A 19,666-nucleotide genomic window follows, 5' to 3' on the forward strand; every position below is an offset into this window, starting at 1 on the left:
TCCGAATGCGGTGCGAATCCTGGGACGTGCGACGCGCAAGAGCCGTTGTGCTCATTGCCGCGGCCGCCGGCCTCCTGACTCGCATGGTCATCGCGGCGAATTCGCCGGGCCCGGCCGATGTCCGGATCTTCGCGGGATTCGCCAAGGCGGTCACCGTGTACGGGCCCGTCCGGATCTACGAACACCCGCTGCCCGGACTTCCCGTCTACAACCACCCGCCACTGGCCGGCTGGATGCTGCTCGGACTGAACGGCCTTTCCGAACTCGGAATGTCCTTCGCCACCCTCATCCGGGCACCCGCCTCCCTCGCCGATTTCTGCTGCGCGATTCTCGTCTTCGAGATCGTCCGCAGGCGCTCCACCCAGTGGACGGCGCTGCTGTGCGGTGTCGGAGTCGCCGTCAGCCCGGTCCTGATCGCCACCTCCGGCTATCACGGCAACACCGACGCCGTCGCCATCGTGTTCGCCCTGGCCGCCGCGCATCTGCTGGCCGACCGGAAGTCGCCGCTGGCCGCCGGGGTGGCCGCGGCGCTCTCGATCAGCGTCAAGTTCATTCCGGTCGTGGTGATCCCGGCGCTGTTCGTCGCCGCGCTGCGCGGCGGCCGGCCCGCCCTGGTCCGCTTCGCCGCCGGCTTCGGCGCACTGTTCGCACTGGTCTGGGGGCCGGTCCTGGCGACCGTGCCGCAGCACCTCGAGGAGAACGTCCTGGAGTACGCGGGCGGCAGTTACCGGCTCTGGGGGCTCGTCCGGTTCGCCGACGTACTCGGGCTGCCGGAGTCCGTCATCACGTTCATGCAGGGCGGCGGCCACTTCCTCTTCGTGCTGGTCTGCGTGGCCGCCGGGGTCTGGCTCGCGTGGCTGCGGCCCGCGCAGCTGCCCGGCGTCGTCGCCGTCACGCTGGGCCTGCTGCTGCTCCTGTCCACCGCCTCCGCCCTCCAGTACCTGACCTGGGCGGCCGCCGGAACGTTCGTCCTCGGGTTCTGGGAAGGGCTCGCGTACAGCTGTGTGGTCGGGCTGACGGCCGTACTCGGCTACAGCGGGCGCTCCGCCGTGCGCTGGAGCGAGCCGGTCCTGGAGCTGGGCGCCGTCGGCTGGATCGTCCTCGCGGCCGGCCTCGCCACCGGCGTCCGCCGCATCCTCGCGAGCCGTCCTGACGCACCCCCGGGGCCCCCCGCCGGGCCCTCCCGGCTCGCCGCCCCCCGTACCTCGCAGTGTTCCGGCTCCGCCGTCAACTGACCGCGCGTACCCGGACCGCACCCCCACTGACCTGTTCCCGACCCCAGCACCGAGCATCGAGCGCAACTGGAGAACCCCCCGTGAAGGAAAGCCCGAGTCCCAGGATCGGCATCCTGGTGGTCGCGTACAACGCGGAGACAACGCTGGAGAAGACCCTCGACCGGATTCCGGAGGATTTCCGGTCCCGGGTCGACGAGATTCTCATTCTCGACGACGCGAGTCACGACGCGACCTTCACCGCCGGCTGCCGCTGGTCGCAGTCGGAGGGAATGCCGCGGACCGTGGTGATGCGGCACACCAAGAACCTCGGATACGGCGGGAACCAGAAAGCCGGATACGCGCTGGCGGCCGCTCACGGACTGGACATCATCGTGCTCCTGCACGGCGACGGACAGTACGCCCCGGAACTGCTCCCCGAAATGGTCGCGCCCATCGAACGCGGCGAGTGCGAGGCGGTGTTCGGGTCCCGGATGATGAAGTCCGGGCAGGCGCTCAAGGGCGGTATGCCGTTCTACAAATGGCTCGGCAACCGCGTTCTCACCCGGCTGGAGAACGGCCTCCTCGGTTCGCGGCTGACCGAATTCCACTCCGGGTACCGCGCCTACAGCGTCGAGGCGCTGAAGCAGCTGCCGGTCGACCGGAACACCGACGCCTTCGACTTCGACACCCAGATCATCGTCCAGCTGCTCGACGCGGGAATGCGGATCAAGGAGATCCCGGTGCCCACGTACTACGGCGACGAGATCTGCTACGTCAACGGCATGAAGTACGCCAAGGACGTCGTCAAGGACGTCATCGAATACCGCCTGGCGGTCAAGGGGTTCGGCACCTGTGCCTGGATCCCGAAGCCCGTCGAGTACGCCTTCAAGGAGGGCGACGGCTCCTCGCACGCGGTCATCCTGGAGAAGATGCGCAAGCTGCCGCCCGGCCGGGTCCTGGACCTCGGCTGCTCCGGCGGTCTGTTCGCCGAACGCCTGGAGGCACTCGGCCACGAGGTGACCGGGGTGGACTTCGTCGAGGTGCCCGGGGTGCGCGAGAAGTGCACCTACTTCCACCTCGCCAACCTGGAGGAGGGCCTGCCGCCCGAGGTCGGCGTGGACTTCGACTACGTCGTCGCCGGGGACGTCATCGAGCACCTCTCACGCCCCGAGCGGGTGCTCAGCGAGGTCGCCACCGTGCTCCGGCCCGGCGGCCAGGTGCTGCTGTCCGTGCCGAACTTCAGCCACTGGTACTCACGGATGCGGGTCGCGGTCGGGGCCTTCGGTTATGACCGCCGGGGCATCCTCGACGAAACGCATCTGCGCTTCTTCACCCGGGCCAGCCTGCGCCGCACCGTACGCAACGCGGGCTACGACGTCCTGGACCTCGCCTCGACGGGGGCGCCGTTCTGGTCGCTGCTCGGGCGCGGCCCGCTCGCGTCGGTACTCGGCGGGCTGTCGAGGCTGCTGACCCGGATCCGGCCGACGCTGTTCGGCTATCAGCACGTCGCACTGCTCACCCCGCATGCGGCCGAGACGATCATCGCTGGAGAGCACGTCGATGTACAGGACATCCTCAACCGACAGTACGTCCCTGCCGACCGGGTCGGCGTCTGAGGCGACCGTCCCCCCACCCACCCCGGCCCACGTGTCCGAGAACCCGGCCGCCCCCGTCAGGAGCAAGGTCTTGACCGTTCCCAGTCTGCTGCTGCTGCTGTTCGCCGTGTTCTCGTCGGCGGGCGGCCAGATCATGCTCAAGCACGGGATGAAGGGCGCCGCGGCCGCCGCCGGGCAGCACGGCGGCTCCGTCGCCCTGCGGGCCGCCACCAGCCCCTGGGTGGTCGTCGGGCTGGTGATCTTCGCGGTCTCCGCCCTCGCCTGGATGTCCACGCTGGCCAAGGTGCCGCTCTCCATCGCGTACCCGTTCAACGCGCTCGGCTACCTGCTGATCGTGCTGGCCGGGGCGACCGTGCTGCACGAGCGGACCTCGATGTGGACCTGGGGCGGCTCGCTGCTCGTGGTCGTCGGCCTCGCCACCGTCATGGCGGGCCAGCAGGGCTGAGCCCGCGCACCACGCGAAGGGCCCGCCTCCGGAACGCTCCGGTGGCGGGCCCTTCGCCGTACGAGGGCGGGGTCAGGCGGCTTCGGCCGCCGGGGGCTCCTCGCCCAGGATCACCCGGCGCACCACGCGCTCGGCGGCGCGGCCGTCGTCGTACGGGCAGAACCGCTCCCGGAACGCCTTCAGCAGCGCCTCGTTCGCCGGGCTGTTCCAGCTGCCGTCGGTGAACGCGAGGGCCAGCTCGTCCGTGGTCGTCGCGACGGCGCCCGGGGTCTCGCCGGGCTTGCCGGACAGCAGGTCGAAGACGACGCCGCGGACCGTGCGGTACGTCTCCCAGTCCGGGGCGTGCACCACGATCGGGCGGTTCAGGTGGGCGTAGTCGAACATCACCGACGAGTAGTCCGTGACCAGGGCGTCGGCCGCGAGGCAGAGGTCCTCGATCCTCGGGTGGTCGCTGACGTCGATGATCTGCGCGTTCTCCGGGAGACCGGCGCCGCCGTAGAAGTAGTGCGCGCGCACCATCACCACGGTGTCCGGGCCCACGGCCTCGCAGAACCGCGCCAGGTCGAGACGGCTGGTGAAGCCGGCCTCGTAGTCGCGGTGGGTGGGCGCGTACAGCAGGGCGCGCTGCCCCGGACGGATGCCGAGGCCCTCGCGGATCGTGTCGATCTGCTCCTGCGTCGCCGTCGCGAAGACGTCGTTGCGGGGGTAGCCCGTCTCCAGCGAGCGCGCGGCGCTCGGGTAGGCGCGGGACCACACCTCGGTCGAGTGCGGGTTGGCGGAGACGCTCCAGTCCCACCGGTCGACCCGCTTGAGCAGCCGGTCGAAGTTGAGCCCCTGGGCGGCGGCCGGGTAGTTCTGCTGGTCCATCCCCATGATCTTGAGCGGGGTGCCGTGGTGCGTCATCACATGGATCTGACCGGGGCGCTTGACCAGGTGGTCGGCGAAGTTGACGTTGTTGAAGAAGTACGTGGCACGGGCCAGCACCGACCAGTAGCGGCGGGTGCCCGGAACCACGTAGTCGATGCCCTTCGGCAGCGAGTCCACCTGGTTCTTCGACACCACCCAGACCCCGTGCACATCGGGGGCCAGCTCCTGGGCCTTGCGGAAGATCGCCTCGGGGTTGCAGCTCACGCCGCGGTTCCAGTAGGCCGCGTAGACGGCGAGCTTCGGGTCCAGCGGAAGCTTGCGCTGCGCCTTGTAGTAGCGCGCGGTGAACGACTTCTTCGCCTTCGCCCGCGCGGTGGTGGGCGCGGAGCGCAGGCTCCGGCGGGTGGCCAGCGCGGTGTCCAGGGCGCCGAGCGCGGCGTACTTCCCGCCGCTCAGCAGCTGCGGCCGGAGCCCCTTCGCGCCGCCGGGGAACTTGAACCCGTCGGGGCGGTGGGCGCTGTGGAACGCGGCGACGGCGCTGACGTACTGCCTGCGGCGCTTGGTCACCGCCGGGTACGCGGACAGCAGCTCCTGGACGGCGCGGTCGAAGAGCAGCCCGCGCACCGGCTTCAGGGCCGGGCGGGCCTCGACGGCCTTCATCAGGTCCGCGTAGGCGTCGACCAGCTCCAGCGGCGTCGAGCCGGCTGTGGGCTCCCCCTCGTCCGCGAGGCCGGGCAGGTAGCGCTGCTGGCGGTGCTCGACACAGGCGGTGCCCAGCGTGGCGACGGAACCGGCCACGGCGAGCGTCAGGAGCGCGTACATGCGCTCACCGTGCGGGCCGGGCCCAAAGGCCAGGCTCTCGCGCTCGGCGACGGAACGGCGGACCGCCCGGTTCCAGGAGACGGGCGCGATGTCCAGGAGGTCCTTGCGCGCGGCCAGGGTGTGCGGGCCCGCAGGCATGCCGCTCAGCAGCTCCAGGGACCGGGTCGCCCGGGTCTTGCCCCGGAACGGGCGCTTGCGGTGGCCGAAGACCAGCACGTCGGGGTCACCGGTGGAGTCCAGCCGGTCCACGATCTCCCGCAGCGCGTCCGGCAGGTAGATGTAGTGACCCTCCAGGAACAGGAGGTAGTCGCCGGTGGCCCGCTCGGCGCCCGCGTTGCGCCGGCCGTGGGCCCCCGAGCCGCCGGGCAGGTGGATTGCCTGGACCCGGCTGTCGAGTGCGGCGAACTCGTCCAGCACGAGTCCCGAGCCGTCCGGAGCGCCGTCATCCACACCGATCACCTCGATGTCCGTGAAGGACTGCGAGAGCACCGACTCCAGGCACTCGCGCAGGCTTCCTCGGGCGCGGCGGACGGGGATGATGACACTCAGCCGGGGCATACAGACTCTTTCTCGGACTGTGCGTACTGGGGCGCAAACAGGTTACTGCGGAGCGCCCAGCAGGACGGGCAGGGGGCTGGCAACGGTGCGATGGCGGGGAGGCGGGAGGGTCTGGTCCCGGTGGGCGGCTGCGGTGCTCGGCCGCGCGGCCAGATGAAGGCCCCACTTATCATACTACGCACACCCTTAAGTGAACCTTGGACCTCTTGCGGCGCACGGGGCGGCGGAATCGCGGCGTCGCCGCCCCGTGGACCACGGAACCGCGGGTGGGCCCAGGCGCCCCGGGCGTGCGTACGGGGCAGTCCATGGTGACCGGTCGGACTGCCCCGCGTTGACGCGCTTACTGCCCCCGGGAGGTTGACGCGCATACCCCCGGGAGGGCGTGGATCACGCCCGGCGGCTACTTGACCGCACCCGCCATGACGCCGGAGACGAACTGGCGCTGGAAGGCGAAGAACACCGCGAGCGGAATCACCATCGAGACGAAGGCGCCGGGCGCCAGCACGTCGATGTTGTTGCCGAACTGCCTTACCTGCTGCTGGAGTGCCACCGTGATCGGCGGCGAGCCGGAGTCCGCGAAGATCAGCGCGACCAGCATGTCGTTCCACACCCAGAGGAACTGGAAGATGCCGAGCGAGGCGATCGCCGGACCGCCCAGCGGCATCACGACCCGGGTGAAGAGCCGGATCTCGCCCGCCCCGTCGAGCCGCGCCGCCTCCAGCAGTTCTCGCGGGATCTCCGCGAAGAAGTTGCGCAACAGGAAGATGGCGAAGGGCAGTCCGAAGGCGGTGTGGAAGATGATCACACCGAAGGTCGTCTCGAAGATGCCGACCGCCCCGAAGAGTTTGGAGACGGGGATCAGCGCCACCTGCACCGGGACGACCAACAACCCGACCACGACCAGGAACCACCAGTCGCGGCCCGGGAACTCCATCCAGGCGAAGGCGTATCCGGCCAGCGAGCCGATCACCACGACCAGCACGGTCGACGGGACGGTGATCATAACGGTGCTGAACAGCGAATCGGTGATCGTCGAATTGTCCAGCAGCCGCTGGTAGTTGTCGAAGGTCAGCTCGGACGGGACGGTGAAGACCTTCCACCAGCCGGTCGCCGCGATCTTGTCCGCGCTGCGCAGCGAGGACAGCAGCAGCCCGATGGTGGGCATCAGCCAGAACAGGGCCACCAGGATCAGGACGACCCGCATCACGCCGCCGCCGGCCCGTGCCGCGATCCGGGCGCCGAGCGACCGTCCGCCCTTCGCCGTGCCGGTGTCCGGGGCGTCGCCCGCCCCGGCGGGCGGGGCCGTGGCCGTGGGTGCCGTCATCGGCGCCCCTCCTTCCGTATCCGCCTGATGTTGAAGAGCATCACCGGGACCACCAGCAGCAGCAGGAGTACGGCGATGGCGCTGCCGATCCCGAGGTCCGCGTCCGTGCCGAACGAGGACCGGTAGAGCTGGAGCGCCAGCACGTTCGCGTCGTCCTGCGAGGAGCCGGGCGCGATGATGAAGACCAGGTCGAAGACCTTCAGGACGTTGATCATCAGCGTCACCAGCACCACCGCGAGGACCGGGGCGAGCATCGGCACCGTGATCCGGCGGAACACCTGCCACTCGTTCGCCCCGTCGACCCGGGCCGCTTCGAGGAGTTCGCGCGGCAGGCCCGCCAGGCCGGCCGCGATCAGCACCATGGCGAAGCCCGCCCACATCCAGACGTAGCTGCCGATGATGCCGGGCGTCACCAGGCTCGGTCCGAGCCAGTCGACGCCGTTGTACGGCTCCCTGAAGTTGGAGGCCGGGAGCCGGAGTTCGGCGCCGTCCGCCGCCGCGGGCAGGGTGAACGTGCCGTCGGCGCCGGCCGTTGCCGAGGCGACCACGTCGCCGTCCCTGACGGCCTCGACCTTGATGCCCTTGAGCCCCAGCTCCTTGGGGTCGATGACGTTGGGCTTGCCGCCGCCGCCCTTGGTGAAGTCCAGCCAGGCGGTGCCGGTGATCTTCCCGTCGGCCGCCTTCGCGGGGGTCCGGGCGGGCTTCGCGTCGCCGGGCATCTTCGCGGGCGCCACCCCGACCAGGGGCAGCTGGACCGGCTCCCCGGCCCGGACCGGCGCCTTGGTCACGAAGGAACCGCCGCCGGCCGCCTTCAGCGGGTGGACGGGCAGCGGATGCGCCTTGGGGAACCCCGTCGAGGCGGAGAACGTGTCGTGCACGCCCACCGCCACGGCGTTGGCGACCCCGCGCTCCGGCGCCTGGTCGTACACCAGCCGGAAGATGATGCCCGCGGCGAGCATCGAGATCGCCATCGGCATGAAGACGATCAGCTTGAACGCCGTGCCCCAGCGGATCCGTTCGGTCAGCACGGCGAAGATCAGGCCGAGCACCGTGGAGACGGTCGGAGCGAGGACGACCCAGATCGCGTTGTTCTTGATCGCGGTGAGGATGGTGTCGTCGGTGAACAGGGCCTTGTAGTTGTCGAGCCCGGCGAATCCGGTCCCCGCCTGGTCGAAGAACGACCGGTAGACGGAGTACACGATCGGATACACCACGAGCGCGCCGAGCAGCACCAGCGCGGGCAGCAGAAAGAGCGCCGCGATGACCCTTCGGGTACCGGTCACGCTTCTGCGGCCGGGCACCCGGCGTACGGGCGGCTGCCCGGAGCCGGGCTTCCTGGGGGCGGGTACCGAGGTCCCGCCGCGGGATCCGGTGTCGGCGGAGGGCGCCTTGTCGGCGCCCCCCGCTGCGGCTGTCGTCATCCCGTCAGCTCTTGTACGCCTTGGCCGCGTCGGACTCCAGTTTGGCCTGGGTCCCCGCGATGTCCTTCGGGTTCTTCAGGAAGTCCTGGAGGCTCTTCCACTCACCCTTGCCGGGCGTCCCGCCGAACGACTGCGGGGCCTGGTCGGACATGTCGAACCGGACGGCGTCACCGGCCGCGATCAGTGCCTTCGCCATCGTGCGCTGCACCTCGTTGGGGTACGCGGCCACGTCCAGGGTCTTGTTGGGCGAGATGAACCCGCCCTGCTCGGCCGCGATCTTCGCGGCGTCGGCGGAGGCCAGCCAGGTCAGCAGGGCCTGGGCGCCCTTGCTGTCCTTGAGCGCGACTGCCGCGTCCCCGCCGGTCACCACGGGCGAATCGGCGCCGACCGCGGGGAACGGGAACACCTTGGCGTCCGTACCGATCTTGGCCTTGGTCTGCGCGATGTTGACGCCGACGAAGTCGCCCTCGAAGACCATCGCACCCTTGGGCTGGTCACCGCCGGTGAAGGTCTGGGTGACCGAGGCCGGGAACTCCGTCTGGAGCGCGCCGTCGGCGCCGCCCGCGATCAGGGCGGGCTTCCCGAACAGCTGACCGAGCGTGGTCAGCGCGTCCTTGACGGACGGGTCCGTCCACTTGATCTTGTGCTGGGCCAGCTGGTCGTACTTCTCCGGGCCCGCCTGGGAGAGGTAGATGTTCTCGAACCAGTCGGTGAGCGTCCAGCCGTCCGCGCCGGCGACCGAGACGGGGGTGACGCCCGAGGCGGACACCGTCTCGGCGGTGGCCATGAAGTCCTTCCAGGTCTTCGGCTCGGACGCCCCGGCGTTCTCGAAGGCCTTGGCGTTGTACCAGACCAGCGACTTGTTGGCGGCCTTGAAGTACACGCCGTACTGGGCGCCGTCCACCGCGCCCAGGTCCTGCCAGACCTTGGAGTAGTTCTTGGCCAGCTGGGCCTTGGCCTCGGCTCCGGCGGGCTTCGCCCACTTCTTCGCGACGGCCTGCTGGATCGCGCCGACCTGCGGGATCATCGCGACGTCCGGCGGCTGGCCGCCCGCGATCTTCGTACCGAGGAAGTTGACGATGGGGTCCTGCGCCGGGACGAAGGTGACCGTCGCTCCCGTACGCTTCTCGAACTCCTTCAGGACCTTGACGAAGTTGGCTTGTTCCGGACCCGTCCAGACCGCCGCGACGGAGATCTTCTCGCCGTTCAGTTTCGGCAGTGCGACGCTCGACGTGCTGTCCTTGCTGCCTTCGGAGCCGCCCCCGTCGGCCTTGCCCTTTCCGCCGTCACCGTCGTCACCGCAACCGGTGAGTGCCAGTGCTCCGATGGCTGTGAAGACCATGGCGGCCCTGCGAATCCGAAGCGTTGTGCGCATCCCTGCCCCGTCTCTCCTGTGCGCGTGCACCGACCGGCACCGCCGGACTCCCGACGGTGCCGGTCATTCTTCACTTGGTCGTGTGCGCACAGTCCTACGCCCGGCACTCGGGTGCCGCAATACCGGAATCGGGCCCAACTCGATGATCGTGATGGGCTCGTGACGTCAAGTCAGTGACGGTATACGGAGATTGGGGACGACCGGCCCGTACCTCCGGGCCCGTCGCCCCTCAGGGATGAGCGGGTGCGAGCGGCGCGAGCGGCGCCGCGTTGACCGAACGCGCCGCGCGCTCGAGGGCGCTGGCCAGCAGCGCCAGGTCGGTCGGCCCGTTGCCCAGTTCGCGCACCGGGCGACGGGTGGGCGGGTCGCCCATCCGCTCCCACTCCAGCGGTACGACCGTGGGCCGCAGCGTCGCCGTACGCGGGATGCGGCCCGTGACCCGGCCGCCCTGGAACGGCGTCACCCGCCCGTCCGGATGGCCGAGACGGCCCCGTCCCGGCGCCGGATCGTCCGGCGACGGCGGGACCGGGCCGGAACGGGGCTGGTCGAGCACGACCCGCAGCCGGGCCCCGCGCGCCAGGTCGGTGTCCTCCGTGCGGTCCGGGCGCGCGGACGTCGCGACCAGGTGGACGCCGAGCCTGCCGCCCTCCCTGGCCACCGTCTCCAGCGCCCTGACGACCGAACCGGCGGCCGGCCGGCCGGGACTGCCGAGTGCCGGGGCGATCAGCGCGTCGAAGTCGTCCACGAGCACGACGAGCCTGGGCAGCGGTGACGGGCCGGGCTCCGGCTGCCGGGCCATCGGCCGCAGCTGCAGGGTGCCGCCCATCTGCGACTCCACGTCACCGTGCTGTCCGCCGGGGGCGCTCGGCTGCCGCTGACCGGCCGCCCGCCGGGCCGCGTCGGCCCGGTCGTGCCACTCGGCGAAGCCGAGCCCGCCGAGCAGCTCGGCCCGCCGCTTCACCTCGGCGCCCAGCGCCTGCGCGAACTCCCGCATCCTGACTGGGTCGGAGGCCACCAAGTGGGTGAAAGCGTGGGGGAGTTCGGTGCACGGGCGCAGGCTCTCGCCGCGCTCGCCACCGGCGCCGTCGACCAGCAGGATGCCGAGCCGGTCGGGCCGGGCGGCGGCCGCCAGCGACGCGGCGACGGCCCTCAGCAGCTCGGTGCGCCCGCTGCCGCCGGGCCCCTCGATCAGGAGGTGCGGCCCCTCGTCGGCGAGATCCACACTCACCGGGCCCCGCGGACCGGCCCCGAGGACCACGACGGGCCGCCCCGCGAAGGCGGCGCCCTCGTCGCCGCGGACCGCCGGGTGCGGCCCGGTGTCCGCGGTGGCGATCCGAGGGGCGTCGCCCTGGCGCGGACCGCTGACCCGGCCCGAGGAGCGCCCCGAACCGGCCGACCGCAGGCTGTCGCTGTCCCGCACATCCGCGGACCCGTCCCAGGCGCGGGTGTCGGAGCCGGGCAGGGTGCGCGAACTCTGCGGCTCCCCGGTCCCCGCCTCCTGCCGCTGCCCGCCCACCCGGGGATGCGGGGTGCGGCCGGAGGCGGATCCGCCGGCGCGCTCGTACGCGCCCGCACGGCCGGCGTAGGGGGTACGGCCCGAGCCGCCGCCTTCGTACGCGCCCTGCCGGTCGGGGTAGGGGGTACGGCCCGAGCCCGGCCCCTCCGCGCGGGGCTCGGCGCTCGTGCGCTGCGCCCCCACGCGCGGTCCCGGGGCGCCGTCGCCCGCGCCGCCCGTCCAGCTGCCCGAACCGCGCACCGTCGCGCCCGGCTGGTCCGCCGCCGTCGAGGCCCAGCGGGCCATCAGGGAGGCCGGGGTGGCGCGGGCCAGGCCCAGCTCGTCCAGCAGGCGGGCGGAGGGCGGGAGCGCCACCGCGGCCGGCCGGCCCGGCAGCCCCGACGGGCCCTCCGCGCGCAGCGGGGCCAGCGCCCGGCCGAATCGTTGCGCCCAGTGCGCCGACACCGCGTCCACCGCGGCGACCGTGCCGTGGCCCGCGGCCCGGCCGCCCGCCGTGCGCAGCAGCCGCAGGGCCGTCGCCACGTCCCCGCTGAGCATCGCCACCGCCCCGCACTCCCGGAACGCGATGGAGGCGTGGCACGCCGCCTCGTAGGTCGCGGCGACCGGCGAAGTGGGGGTGGCGGCCGGGGTCTCGGCCAGACAGATCAGATGGATGCCCGCCGCCGCGCCGGCCGAGGCCAGCCGGGCGGTGTCCTCGCGCAGCGCCGAGGAGCCCGGGTCGCCGTCCACGATCACCACGGTGAACGGGCCCTCGTAGTGCCGGGCGGCCTCGGCTACCGTCGCCCGGTCCAGGCTCGCCCAGCCGGGGCCCAGCGGCCCGTCGTCCAGCCGGCGCACCAGTTCCGTGGTCCTGGCGACGGCCTGCTCACGGTCGTACGCGAGGAGCAGCCGGCAGTCCTGGCCGTGCATCGGGCGCAGATGCGGCAGCCAGCCGAGCCAGGACCACTCGCGCCTGCGCTCGTCCAGACCGCGGGCCCGGTCCGTGCTGATCAGCACGATCTCCAGATCGGCGGGGGAGTGCAGGGCGGCGAGCTGCGCCACGGCCGAGCGGGCGAGGCCCGTCAGCCGGTCCCGTGGTCCGGCGAGGCCCAGTGAGCCCGCCTCGCGCAGTCCCACGGTCACCGGCACGGCGGGCAGCTCGGCCCGCTCGGTCGTGCCCAGCCGGACGACCAGCGCCTCCGGATGCGCGATACCGCGCTCCCACAGCCGGGGGCCGGGGCCGAGCGCGGTCAGCAGGACGGCGGCCGGGTCGGGCCAGGTGCCCTCAGGGGCGGTGGGCAGTGCGGTGAAGGTGGCGGGGGCCGGGGCCGGCGCGGCCGTCTCGTCGGGCGCGCTCTCGTGCACCGGATCGCCCTTGCCGCCCGCGAGCCGCCGGGCCCAGGCGCCTATGCCGCGCCGGGGCGCCTCCTCGTCGAGGCGGCGGCCGGGGTGCCCGGGGCCGGGCCTGGCCGTGGCCTGCCCGCCCGGTTCGTCGTCCGGGCCGTGCTCGTGGCTGTGGCCGTATCCGTGCCCGTGCCCGTGTCCGTGTTCGTGTTCGTGGAAGCCGGGTTCGGTCTGGGCGCCGGGTCCGGGCGGAGCGGCCGCGCTGTACGCGTGGCCCGAACCGTCCCCGTAGCCGGGGCCCGGGTCGGCCGGGGCCCTGGTCACCCGCAGATGGCCCTCGCCGTCCGGCGCCGTTTCCAGCGTCGGGGTGCGCGCCCCCGAGGTCAGCCGGAGCGTCGACTCGCCCAGCCGCAGCAGCGCGCCGGGCTTCAGCCGGACCGGCCGGTCGCGGACCTCCTCGCCGTCCAGCGAGGTGCCGTTGGTGGAGCCCAGGTCGGCCACCGAGACCCGGCCGTCGTCCGAGACGGTCACCGCGCAGTGCAGCCGCGAGACGTCGGGGTCGTCGAGCGGGACATCGGCCTCGGCCGAGCGGCCGATCCGGATCTGCCCGCCGTGCAGCAGGTGGACCCCGCCCGCGTCCGGTCCGGCGACCACGTGCAGCTGCGCCGGAACGGCGTCGTCCGTCGACTCGTCCTCGCCCGGGGCCTGGAGCGAGAGCACCGCCCCGTCGATCAGCGGCGGCTCACCGAGGGCGCTGCGCTGCGCGTCGAGCCGCTCCCGCCCGGCGAACAGCACGACCGCGCCGCTGCCGAGGGAGCCGTCGGGCCCGGAGACGGCCGCGGCCAGGCCGGATGCCACGGTGGCCAGCGCCGTCCCCGCGGGGGCGGTGACCAGCACGTCGCAGGCGCGCGCCGGGGTCTGGCCGCTGCGCGGCGCGAGGACGGTCAGCCGGATCTGCATCGCCGTCAGCGGTCCCTTCTGCGCGGGGTGCCCGGCAGGGGAAAAGCCCTGTGATTCCCCCCACCCGGCACGGACGCGTCGTCCGGTACAGGTTCGTCACGTACCGCAGGGCTCCCGACCCCACGGTTCCGTGCTGGGGGCATCCTCGCACCTGCCGCTGACAACACGCCCGGGGGCCACCGCTAAGTGATCTTGAAAGGTCTGCTGTGCGCACAAAAGTGCCTGCTTGAACCGTTCCCCGCCCCCTCCGACACGGTCCGGGCCGGCGCCCGCAGATGTCGCGCCCCCCTCGCCGCGGCAACCATCGTGACGAACTGAGCGTCTTCCTCCGCAACCGGTGCACCCCGGGCGCGGAGACCCGGCCCCTCGGGGAATTACGGACAAACCGGCAACCGGGCGGAGTCGGTCACCCACCCCCGGGCAGGCTCTAGAGTGGGCCGGAAACTCCTGGAGGAATCCGGGGGACCGCAAGCACCACGATCAGCAGGGAGCGCATGACGTGCGGCCGGTAGGCAGCAAGTACCTGCTCGAGGAGCCGCTGGGACGCGGCGCCACGGGCACCGTCTGGCGCGCCCGCCAGCGCGAGGCCGCGGGAGCCGAGGCGGCCGTCACAGGCCAGCCCGGCGAGCTCGTCGCGATCAAGGTCCTCAAGGAGGAGCTCGCCAACGACGCGGATGTCGTGATGCGGTTCCTGCGCGAGCGCTCCGTGCTGCTGCGGCTGACCCACGAGAACATCGTGCGCACCCGTGACCTGGTCGTGGAGGGAGACCTCCTCGCCCTGGTGATGGACCTGATCGACGGCCCCGACCTGCACCGCTACCTCCGCGACAACGGCCCGCTCTCCCCGGTCGCAGCCTCGCTGCTCACCGCGCAGATCGCGGACGCGCTCGCCGCCAGTCACGCCGACGGCGTCGTCCACCGCGACCTGAAGCCCGCCAACGTGCTGGTCTCCGAGCGCGACGGCGAGATGCACCCGATGCTCACCGACTTCGGCATCGCCCGGCTCGCGGACTCCCCGGGGCTGACCCGGACGCACGAGTTCGTCGGCACCCCGGCCTACGTGGCGCCCGAGTCCGCCGAGGGCCGCCCGCAGACCTCCGCCGTCGACATCTACGGTGCCGGGATCCTGCTCTACGAGCTGCTCACCGGCCGCCCGCCGTTCGCCGGGGGCACCGCCCTCGAAGTCCTGCAGCGCCACCTCAGCGAGGAGCCGCGCCGCCCCAGCACGGTCCCCGCGCCCCTGTGGACGGTCATAGAGCGCTGCCTGAGCAAGGACCCGGACCGACGTCCCAGCGCCGAGAACCTGGCCCGCGCGCTGCGCACCGTGGCCGCCGGTATCGGCGTGCACGCGAACTCGGCGCAGATCGCCGCCGCCGACGGGGTGGCCGTCCTGCTCGCGCCCGACCCGGCGCCCACCGCCGTCCCGGAGACGCCCGGCGCGGCGGACCCGACGCAGGTGCTGCCGAGCAACGCCGGCTCGTACGACCCGAACGCGGCCACCAGCGTCATGCAGCACAACGCCGGCCAGGGCGGCGGCCACGCCGATCCCACCGCGGTCATGCCGCCCGTCCCGACGCAGCCCGAGGGCGCCCCGCAGCCCGACGGGCCGCACCCGTGGCAGTCCCAGCTGCAGGCCGCCCGCGACCGCAACGACCAGACGCAGGTCCAGTACCTCGACCCGAGCCAGGACCCGCTGCGCCGCCGCCCCCAGCGCCAGCCGCAGCAGCAACAGCAGCAGCAGGGCCGCCAGCAGCAGTACCCGCCGCAGAACCGGCAGCAGTCTCAGCAGCAGTACCAGCCGCAGCAGCAATACCAGCCTCAGCAACAGCAGTACCAGCCGCAGCAGCAGCGTCAGCAGTACGCGCCGCCGCAGCAGCCTCAGCAACCCCAGCAGCCTGCTCAGCGCCCGCCCCGCGAGCCCAGGCAGCGCAGCGCCAACCCGATGAAGATCCCCGGCCTCGGCTGCCTCAAGGGCTGCCTGTTCACGCTGGTCCTGCTCGTCGTCGCGAGCTGGCTGATCTGGGAACTCACCCCGCTGAAGGACTGGATCGGCCAGGGTGAGAGCTACTGGCACGCGATCAGCGACGCCGCGAGCCAGGTCAGCGACTGGGTCTCGGCACTGGGTGGCAGCGGCAACTGACGGGACAGGACGGGGCGCCGCCGATCCGGGCTGGACGTCCCGTCAATTCTGTAGCTATATCGACTTCTGCGAACCAAATCCACGGCAATTCGTACGCAGAAGTGAAGGTTGGCGCCATCCAGGGCACGCAACCCCCCGATCGCCGCGTAACTTTGTCGACCGGGGGTTGTTGCGCGAGGGCCCAATCGCCAGCCGCTGAGGGAGCAGTCTTGGCACGGAATATCGGCAGCCGGTACACCGCCCACCAGATCCTGGGGCGCGGCAGCGCCGGCACGGTGTGGCTCGGCGACGGCCCCGAGGGGCCCGTCGCCATCAAGCTGCTCCGCGAGGACCTCGCGTCCGACCAGGAACTCGTCGGCCGGTTCGTCCAGGAGCGCACCGCCCTGCTCGGCCTGGACCATCCGCACATCGTCGCCGTCCGCGACCTCGTGGTGGACGGCAACGACCTGGCGCTGGTCATGGACCTGGTGCGCGGCACGGACCTGCGCACCCGGCTCGACCGCGAGCGCAGGCTGGCACCGGAGGCCGCCGTCGCGATCGTCGCCGACGTCGCGGACGGCCTCGCCGCCGCGCACGCCGCCGGGGTGGTCCACCGCGACGTCAAGCCGGAGAACATCCTGCTCGACATGGAGGGCCCGCTCGGGCCCGGCAACTCCCACCCCGCGCTGCTCACCGACTTCGGTGTGGCCAAGCTGATCGACACCCCGCGCCGCACCAAGGCCACCAAGATCATCGGGACGCCGGACTACCTGGCCCCCGAGATCGTCGAGGGCCTCCCGCCGCGCGCCGCCGTCGACATCTACGCCCTCGCGACGGTGCTGTACGAGCTCCTCGCCGGCTTCACGCCCTTCGGCGGCGGCCACCCCGGCGCCGTACTGCGCCGCCACGTCACCGAGACCGTCGTCCCGCTCCCCGGCATCCCCGACGAGCTGTGGCAGCTGCTGGTCCAGTGCCTGGCCAAGGCCCCGGCCTCCCGGCTGCGCGCCTCCGAGCTGGCCGCCCGGCTGCGCGAACAGCTCCCGCACCTCGCCGGCATCCCGCCGCTGGACGTGGACGAGCCGGACGACGAGCCCGAGCCCCAGCAGCACGGGCAGGGCTACGACGAGCAGCAGTACACCCCGGCAGCCGAGGAGCCCCGCCGCCGGGGCGCCGTCCCGCTGGTCCCCGGCTCGTCCCCCGACTCCAACCGGGACACCCACACGAGCATGCGCGTCCCGGCCCCGGACGAGCTCTCCGGCGGCCCCCGCGGCACCGCCCGCGCCCCACGCGCCCCCGGCCGGCCCCGCCCCGGCTCGGCCCGCAACAAGTCGGCGGCCATCCGCAAGCGCCGGATCACCCTGGGTGCGGCGGCACTGATACTCGTCGCGGCACTAGGTGTCGGCGGCTGGCTGGCGATGAGCGGCGACGACGCGGGGGCGAACCCCCAGGACACCCGGAATTCGGCCCCCGGCACGCCCTGAGCGAAGGGGTGGCGGGGTGGCGATGACGCGGCCCGAGGAACGTCCGCGCCGACAGCCGTTACGCTGGACCCGTGGCAGTCGTCGATATTTCCGAAGAGCTGAAGTCCCTCTCCTCGACCATGGGGTCGATCGAGGCCGTCCTGGACCTGGATGCGCTGAGGGCGGACATCGCCGCGCTCGAGGAGCAGGCGGCGGCGCCGTCTCTCTGGGATGACCCGGAGGCGGCGCAGAAGATCACCAGCAAGCTTTCGCACATCCAGGCCGAGGTCCGTAAGACGGAGGCCCTGCGCGGCCGCATCGACGATCTCGAAGTCCTCTTCGAGCTCGCCGAGGACGAGGGCGACGCCGACGCGCTCGCGGAGGCCGAGTCCGAGCTGACCTCCGTGAAGAAGGCGCTCGACGAGATGGAGGTCCGCACCCTCCTCTCCGGCGAGTACGACGCCCGCGAGGCGCTCGTCACGATCCGTGCCGAGGCCGGTGGCGTCGACGCCGCCGACTTCGCGGAGAAGCTCCAGCGCATGTACCTGCGCTGGGCCGAGCGGCACAACTACAAGACCGAGGTCTACGAGACGGCGTACGCCGAGGAGGCCGGCATCAAGTCGACCACCTTCGCCGTGGAGGTGCCGTACGCCTACGGCACGCTCTCCGTCGAGCAGGGCACCCACCGGCTCGTCCGGATCTCGCCCTTCGACAACCAGGGCCGCCGCCAGACGTCCTTCGCGGGCGTCGAGGTGCTGCCGGTCGTCGAGCAGACGGACCACGTCGAGATCGACGAGTCCGAGCTCCGCGTCGACGTGTACCGCTCCTCCGGCCCCGGCGGCCAGGGCGTCAACACCACGGACTCCGCGGTCCGGCTGACCCACCTGCCGACCGGTATCGTCGTCTCCTGCCAGAACGAGCGCTCGCAGATCCAGAACAAGGCGTCCGCGATGAACGTCCTCCAGGCGAAGCTCCTCGAGCGCCGCCGCCAGGAGGAGCAGGCGAAGATGAACGCGCTCAAGGGTGACGGCGGCAACTCCTGGGGCAACCAGATGCGCTCCTACGTCCTGCACCCGTACCAGATGGTCAAGGACCTGCGTACGGAGTTCGAGATGGGCAACCCGGAAGCGGTCTTCAACGGCGAGATCGACGGTTTCGTCGAGGCGGGCATCCGCTGGCGCAAGCAGAACGAGAAGTAGCCTCACTCGCTGAGCAGTTGAGCCCGGACGGTCATCACCGTCCGGGCTCCTTCGCGTTCCGGGCGGGGAGTTGAGGGGATGGCGTGGTGAGTGCGTCACAGTCCGGATGCCGAATGAAGGTCAATTGGCTCCAAAACGCCGCACATTGCCTGGATCGGCCTTGACGTAGTCCTTAACTCTGGACAGGCTGCTGGAGCAGCATGCGTATGTCTGGGACGGGTGTGATCGGGGGCGGGCGGCACGGCCGCGGTACTACGCCGGCCGGCGTTCGGAGCAAACCCCGCAGGGCCGTGGCCCCGCATATGGCTGCTCCATTGACGAGAACAGCTACTGGGGGTAGCAGCACATGACGAAGAAGACGCGCGTACGCGTCGCGCGGATAGCCGCGAGTGCGGTCATTGCCGCAGGTGCCTCGCTCACCGCCGCCGGTGCGGCGCAGGCCTTCACCGGCGGGGGCGACCACGCCGGTGTGAGTACGAAGGACGCCGAAGGCGATGACGGCGGCCTGCTCGGCGGCCTGCTCGGCGGCGTGGACGCCGGTACGGATGCCGGTACCGACGCCGGCACGGACGCTGGTACGGATGCCGGGACTGACGCCGGTACCGACGCTGGTACGGATGCCGGGACCGACGCCGGTACCGATGCAGGCACGGACGCCGGTACCGACGCTGGCACGGACGCCGGTACCGACGCCGGGACCGACGCCGGTACCGATGCGGGTACGGACGCCGGTACGGATGCCGGGACTGACGCCGGTACCGATGCGGGTACGGACGCTGGCACCGACGCCGGTACCGATGCGGGTACGGATGCCGGGACCGACGCCGGTACCGATGCGGGTACGGACGCCGGGACCGACGCTGGCACCGACGCCGGTACGGATGCCGGAAGCTCGACCAACGGCTCCAGCAACGGCTCGACCAACGGTTCGAGCACCGGTTCCACCACGGGCTCGACCACCGGTTCCAGCGGTTCCACCGGATCCACGGGCTCCACGACGGGTTCCGCGGGTTCCACCGGTTCCACCGGGGACGCGGGCACCTGCACCGTCGACCTCAACGGTGCCGAGTGCGCCGACAACACCGACACCGACTCGGTCGGCAACCAGCCGGCCGAGCAGGGCAAGGGCAAGGACGAGCTCGCCGAGACCGGTGCGGCCGAGACCACGTTCCTGCTCGTCGGCGCCGCGACGATGATCGCCGGAGGCATCGGCTTCCGGATCCTCCCGCGCCTGGTGAACGGCCGCACGGCCGCCTGACGGCACTGAGCGGTACGTGAACGACCACAGGGACCCGGTCCGCCTCGGCGGGCCGGGTCCCTGTGCGTGTCACTGGGCCCGCTTGCGTGCCGCAGGCCCTCCGTGCCGCCTGAGAGCCCTCGGGCGTGCTCTGCCGTAGGAGATCGCCCACCGGGCGCCGTCCCGCTGCGGGAACCGGCAGCAAGGGGC

At 72.1% G+C, this 19,666-nt stretch carries 12 protein-coding genes; 7 read left to right on the top strand and 5 right to left on the bottom strand.

Annotation, left to right across the window (positions count from 1 at the left end):
- The first annotated feature begins 47 nt into the window (after positions 1-47).
- From EDD93_RS15515 to EDD93_RS15525, 3 genes are all read left to right on the top strand, one after another.
- Complete coding sequence (locus EDD93_RS15515; protein WP_260255744.1) at positions 48-1,235, top strand: glycosyltransferase family 39 protein; 1,188 nt, start codon at positions 48-50, stop codon at positions 1,233-1,235.
- Between the two features lie 80 nt (positions 1,236-1,315).
- Entirely contained in the window at positions 1,316-2,830 is a 1,515-nt protein-coding gene (locus tag EDD93_RS15520; RefSeq protein ID WP_123525704.1) for a bifunctional glycosyltransferase/class I SAM-dependent methyltransferase, read from the top strand.
- Between the two features lie 70 nt (positions 2,831-2,900).
- Positions 2,901-3,275 (top strand): hypothetical protein, encoded by a 375-nt coding sequence (locus EDD93_RS15525; protein ID WP_260255745.1) that lies wholly within the window; start codon positions 2,901-2,903, stop codon positions 3,273-3,275.
- A 72-nt stretch (positions 3,276-3,347) separates the two neighbouring features.
- Here the strand turns inward: EDD93_RS15525 and EDD93_RS15530 are convergent, their stop codons facing one another.
- From EDD93_RS15530 to EDD93_RS15550, 5 genes are all read right to left on the bottom strand, one after another.
- On the bottom strand, positions 3,348-5,522 hold the full coding sequence (locus tag EDD93_RS15530) for a bifunctional glycosyltransferase family 2 protein/CDP-glycerol:glycerophosphate glycerophosphotransferase (RefSeq protein ID WP_123525705.1): 2,175 nt from the start codon (positions 5,520-5,522) through the stop codon (positions 3,348-3,350).
- A 400-nt stretch (positions 5,523-5,922) separates the two neighbouring features.
- A complete protein-coding gene (locus tag EDD93_RS15535) occupies positions 5,923-6,846 on the bottom strand; it encodes a carbohydrate ABC transporter permease (protein ID WP_123525706.1) in 924 nt (307 codons plus the stop codon).
- A complete protein-coding gene (locus EDD93_RS15540; protein ID WP_123525707.1) occupies positions 6,843-8,267 on the bottom strand; it encodes a carbohydrate ABC transporter permease in 1,425 nt (474 codons plus the stop codon). Before EDD93_RS15540 ends, EDD93_RS15535 begins: the two co-directional genes overlap by 4 nt.
- A gap of 4 nt (positions 8,268-8,271) precedes the next feature.
- Positions 8,272-9,642: an ABC transporter substrate-binding protein gene (locus tag EDD93_RS15545; protein ID WP_185092330.1), complete on the bottom strand. Its 1,371-nt coding sequence runs from the start codon at positions 9,640-9,642 to the stop codon at positions 8,272-8,274.
- A gap of 229 nt (positions 9,643-9,871) precedes the next feature.
- On the bottom strand, positions 9,872-13,441 hold the full coding sequence (locus tag EDD93_RS15550; RefSeq protein ID WP_123525709.1) for an FHA domain-containing protein: 3,570 nt from the start codon (positions 13,439-13,441) through the stop codon (positions 9,872-9,874).
- A gap of 499 nt (positions 13,442-13,940) precedes the next feature.
- Between EDD93_RS15550 and EDD93_RS15555 the strand changes: the two genes are divergently transcribed.
- The 4 genes from EDD93_RS15555 to EDD93_RS15570 all read left to right on the top strand — a co-directional run bounded on the left by EDD93_RS15555 (position 13,941) and on the right by EDD93_RS15570 (position 19,477).
- Positions 13,941-15,581 carry a serine/threonine-protein kinase gene (locus EDD93_RS15555; protein WP_123525710.1) on the top strand — a complete coding sequence of 547 codons (1,641 nt, stop codon included), beginning with the start codon at positions 13,941-13,943 and terminating at the stop codon, positions 15,579-15,581.
- 209 nt (positions 15,582-15,790) lie between these two features.
- Entirely contained in the window at positions 15,791-17,041 is a 1,251-nt protein-coding gene (locus EDD93_RS15560; RefSeq protein WP_123525711.1) for a serine/threonine-protein kinase, read from the top strand.
- A 71-nt stretch (positions 17,042-17,112) separates the two neighbouring features.
- A complete protein-coding gene (gene prfB / locus EDD93_RS15565; protein ID WP_123525712.1) occupies positions 17,113-18,219 on the top strand; it encodes a peptide chain release factor 2 in 1,107 nt (368 codons plus the stop codon).
- A gap of 346 nt (positions 18,220-18,565) precedes the next feature.
- Positions 18,566-19,477, top strand: a complete 912-nt coding sequence (locus EDD93_RS15570; protein WP_123525713.1) for a hypothetical protein — start codon at positions 18,566-18,568, stop codon at positions 19,475-19,477.
- Positions 19,478-19,666: the final 189 nt, after the last annotated feature.

It is taken from the genome of Streptomyces sp. 840.1 (assembly GCF_003751445.1).
Lineage (GTDB): Bacteria > Actinomycetota > Actinomycetes > Streptomycetales > Streptomycetaceae > Streptomyces.

Bases quoted from the DNA above. Each gene is read 5' to 3' on its own strand.
- EDD93_RS15530 (WP_123525705.1), bottom strand. From the start codon at position 5,522: ATGCCCCGGCTGAGTGTCATCATCCCCGTCCGCCGCGCCCGAGGAAGC.
- EDD93_RS15535 (WP_123525706.1), bottom strand. From the start codon at position 6,846: ATGACGGCACCCACGGCCACGGCCCCGCCCGCCGGGGCGGGCGACGCC.
- EDD93_RS15540 (WP_123525707.1), bottom strand. From the start codon at position 8,267: ATGACGACAGCCGCAGCGGGGGGCGCCGACAAGGCGCCCTCCGCCGAC.
- EDD93_RS15545 (WP_185092330.1), bottom strand. From the start codon at position 9,642: ATGCGCACAACGCTTCGGATTCGCAGGGCCGCCATGGTCTTCACAGCC.
- EDD93_RS15550 (WP_123525709.1), bottom strand. From the start codon at position 13,441: ATGCAGATCCGGCTGACCGTCCTCGCGCCGCGCAGCGGCCAGACCCCG.
- EDD93_RS15570 (WP_123525713.1), top strand. From the start codon at position 18,566: ATGACGAAGAAGACGCGCGTACGCGTCGCGCGGATAGCCGCGAGTGCG.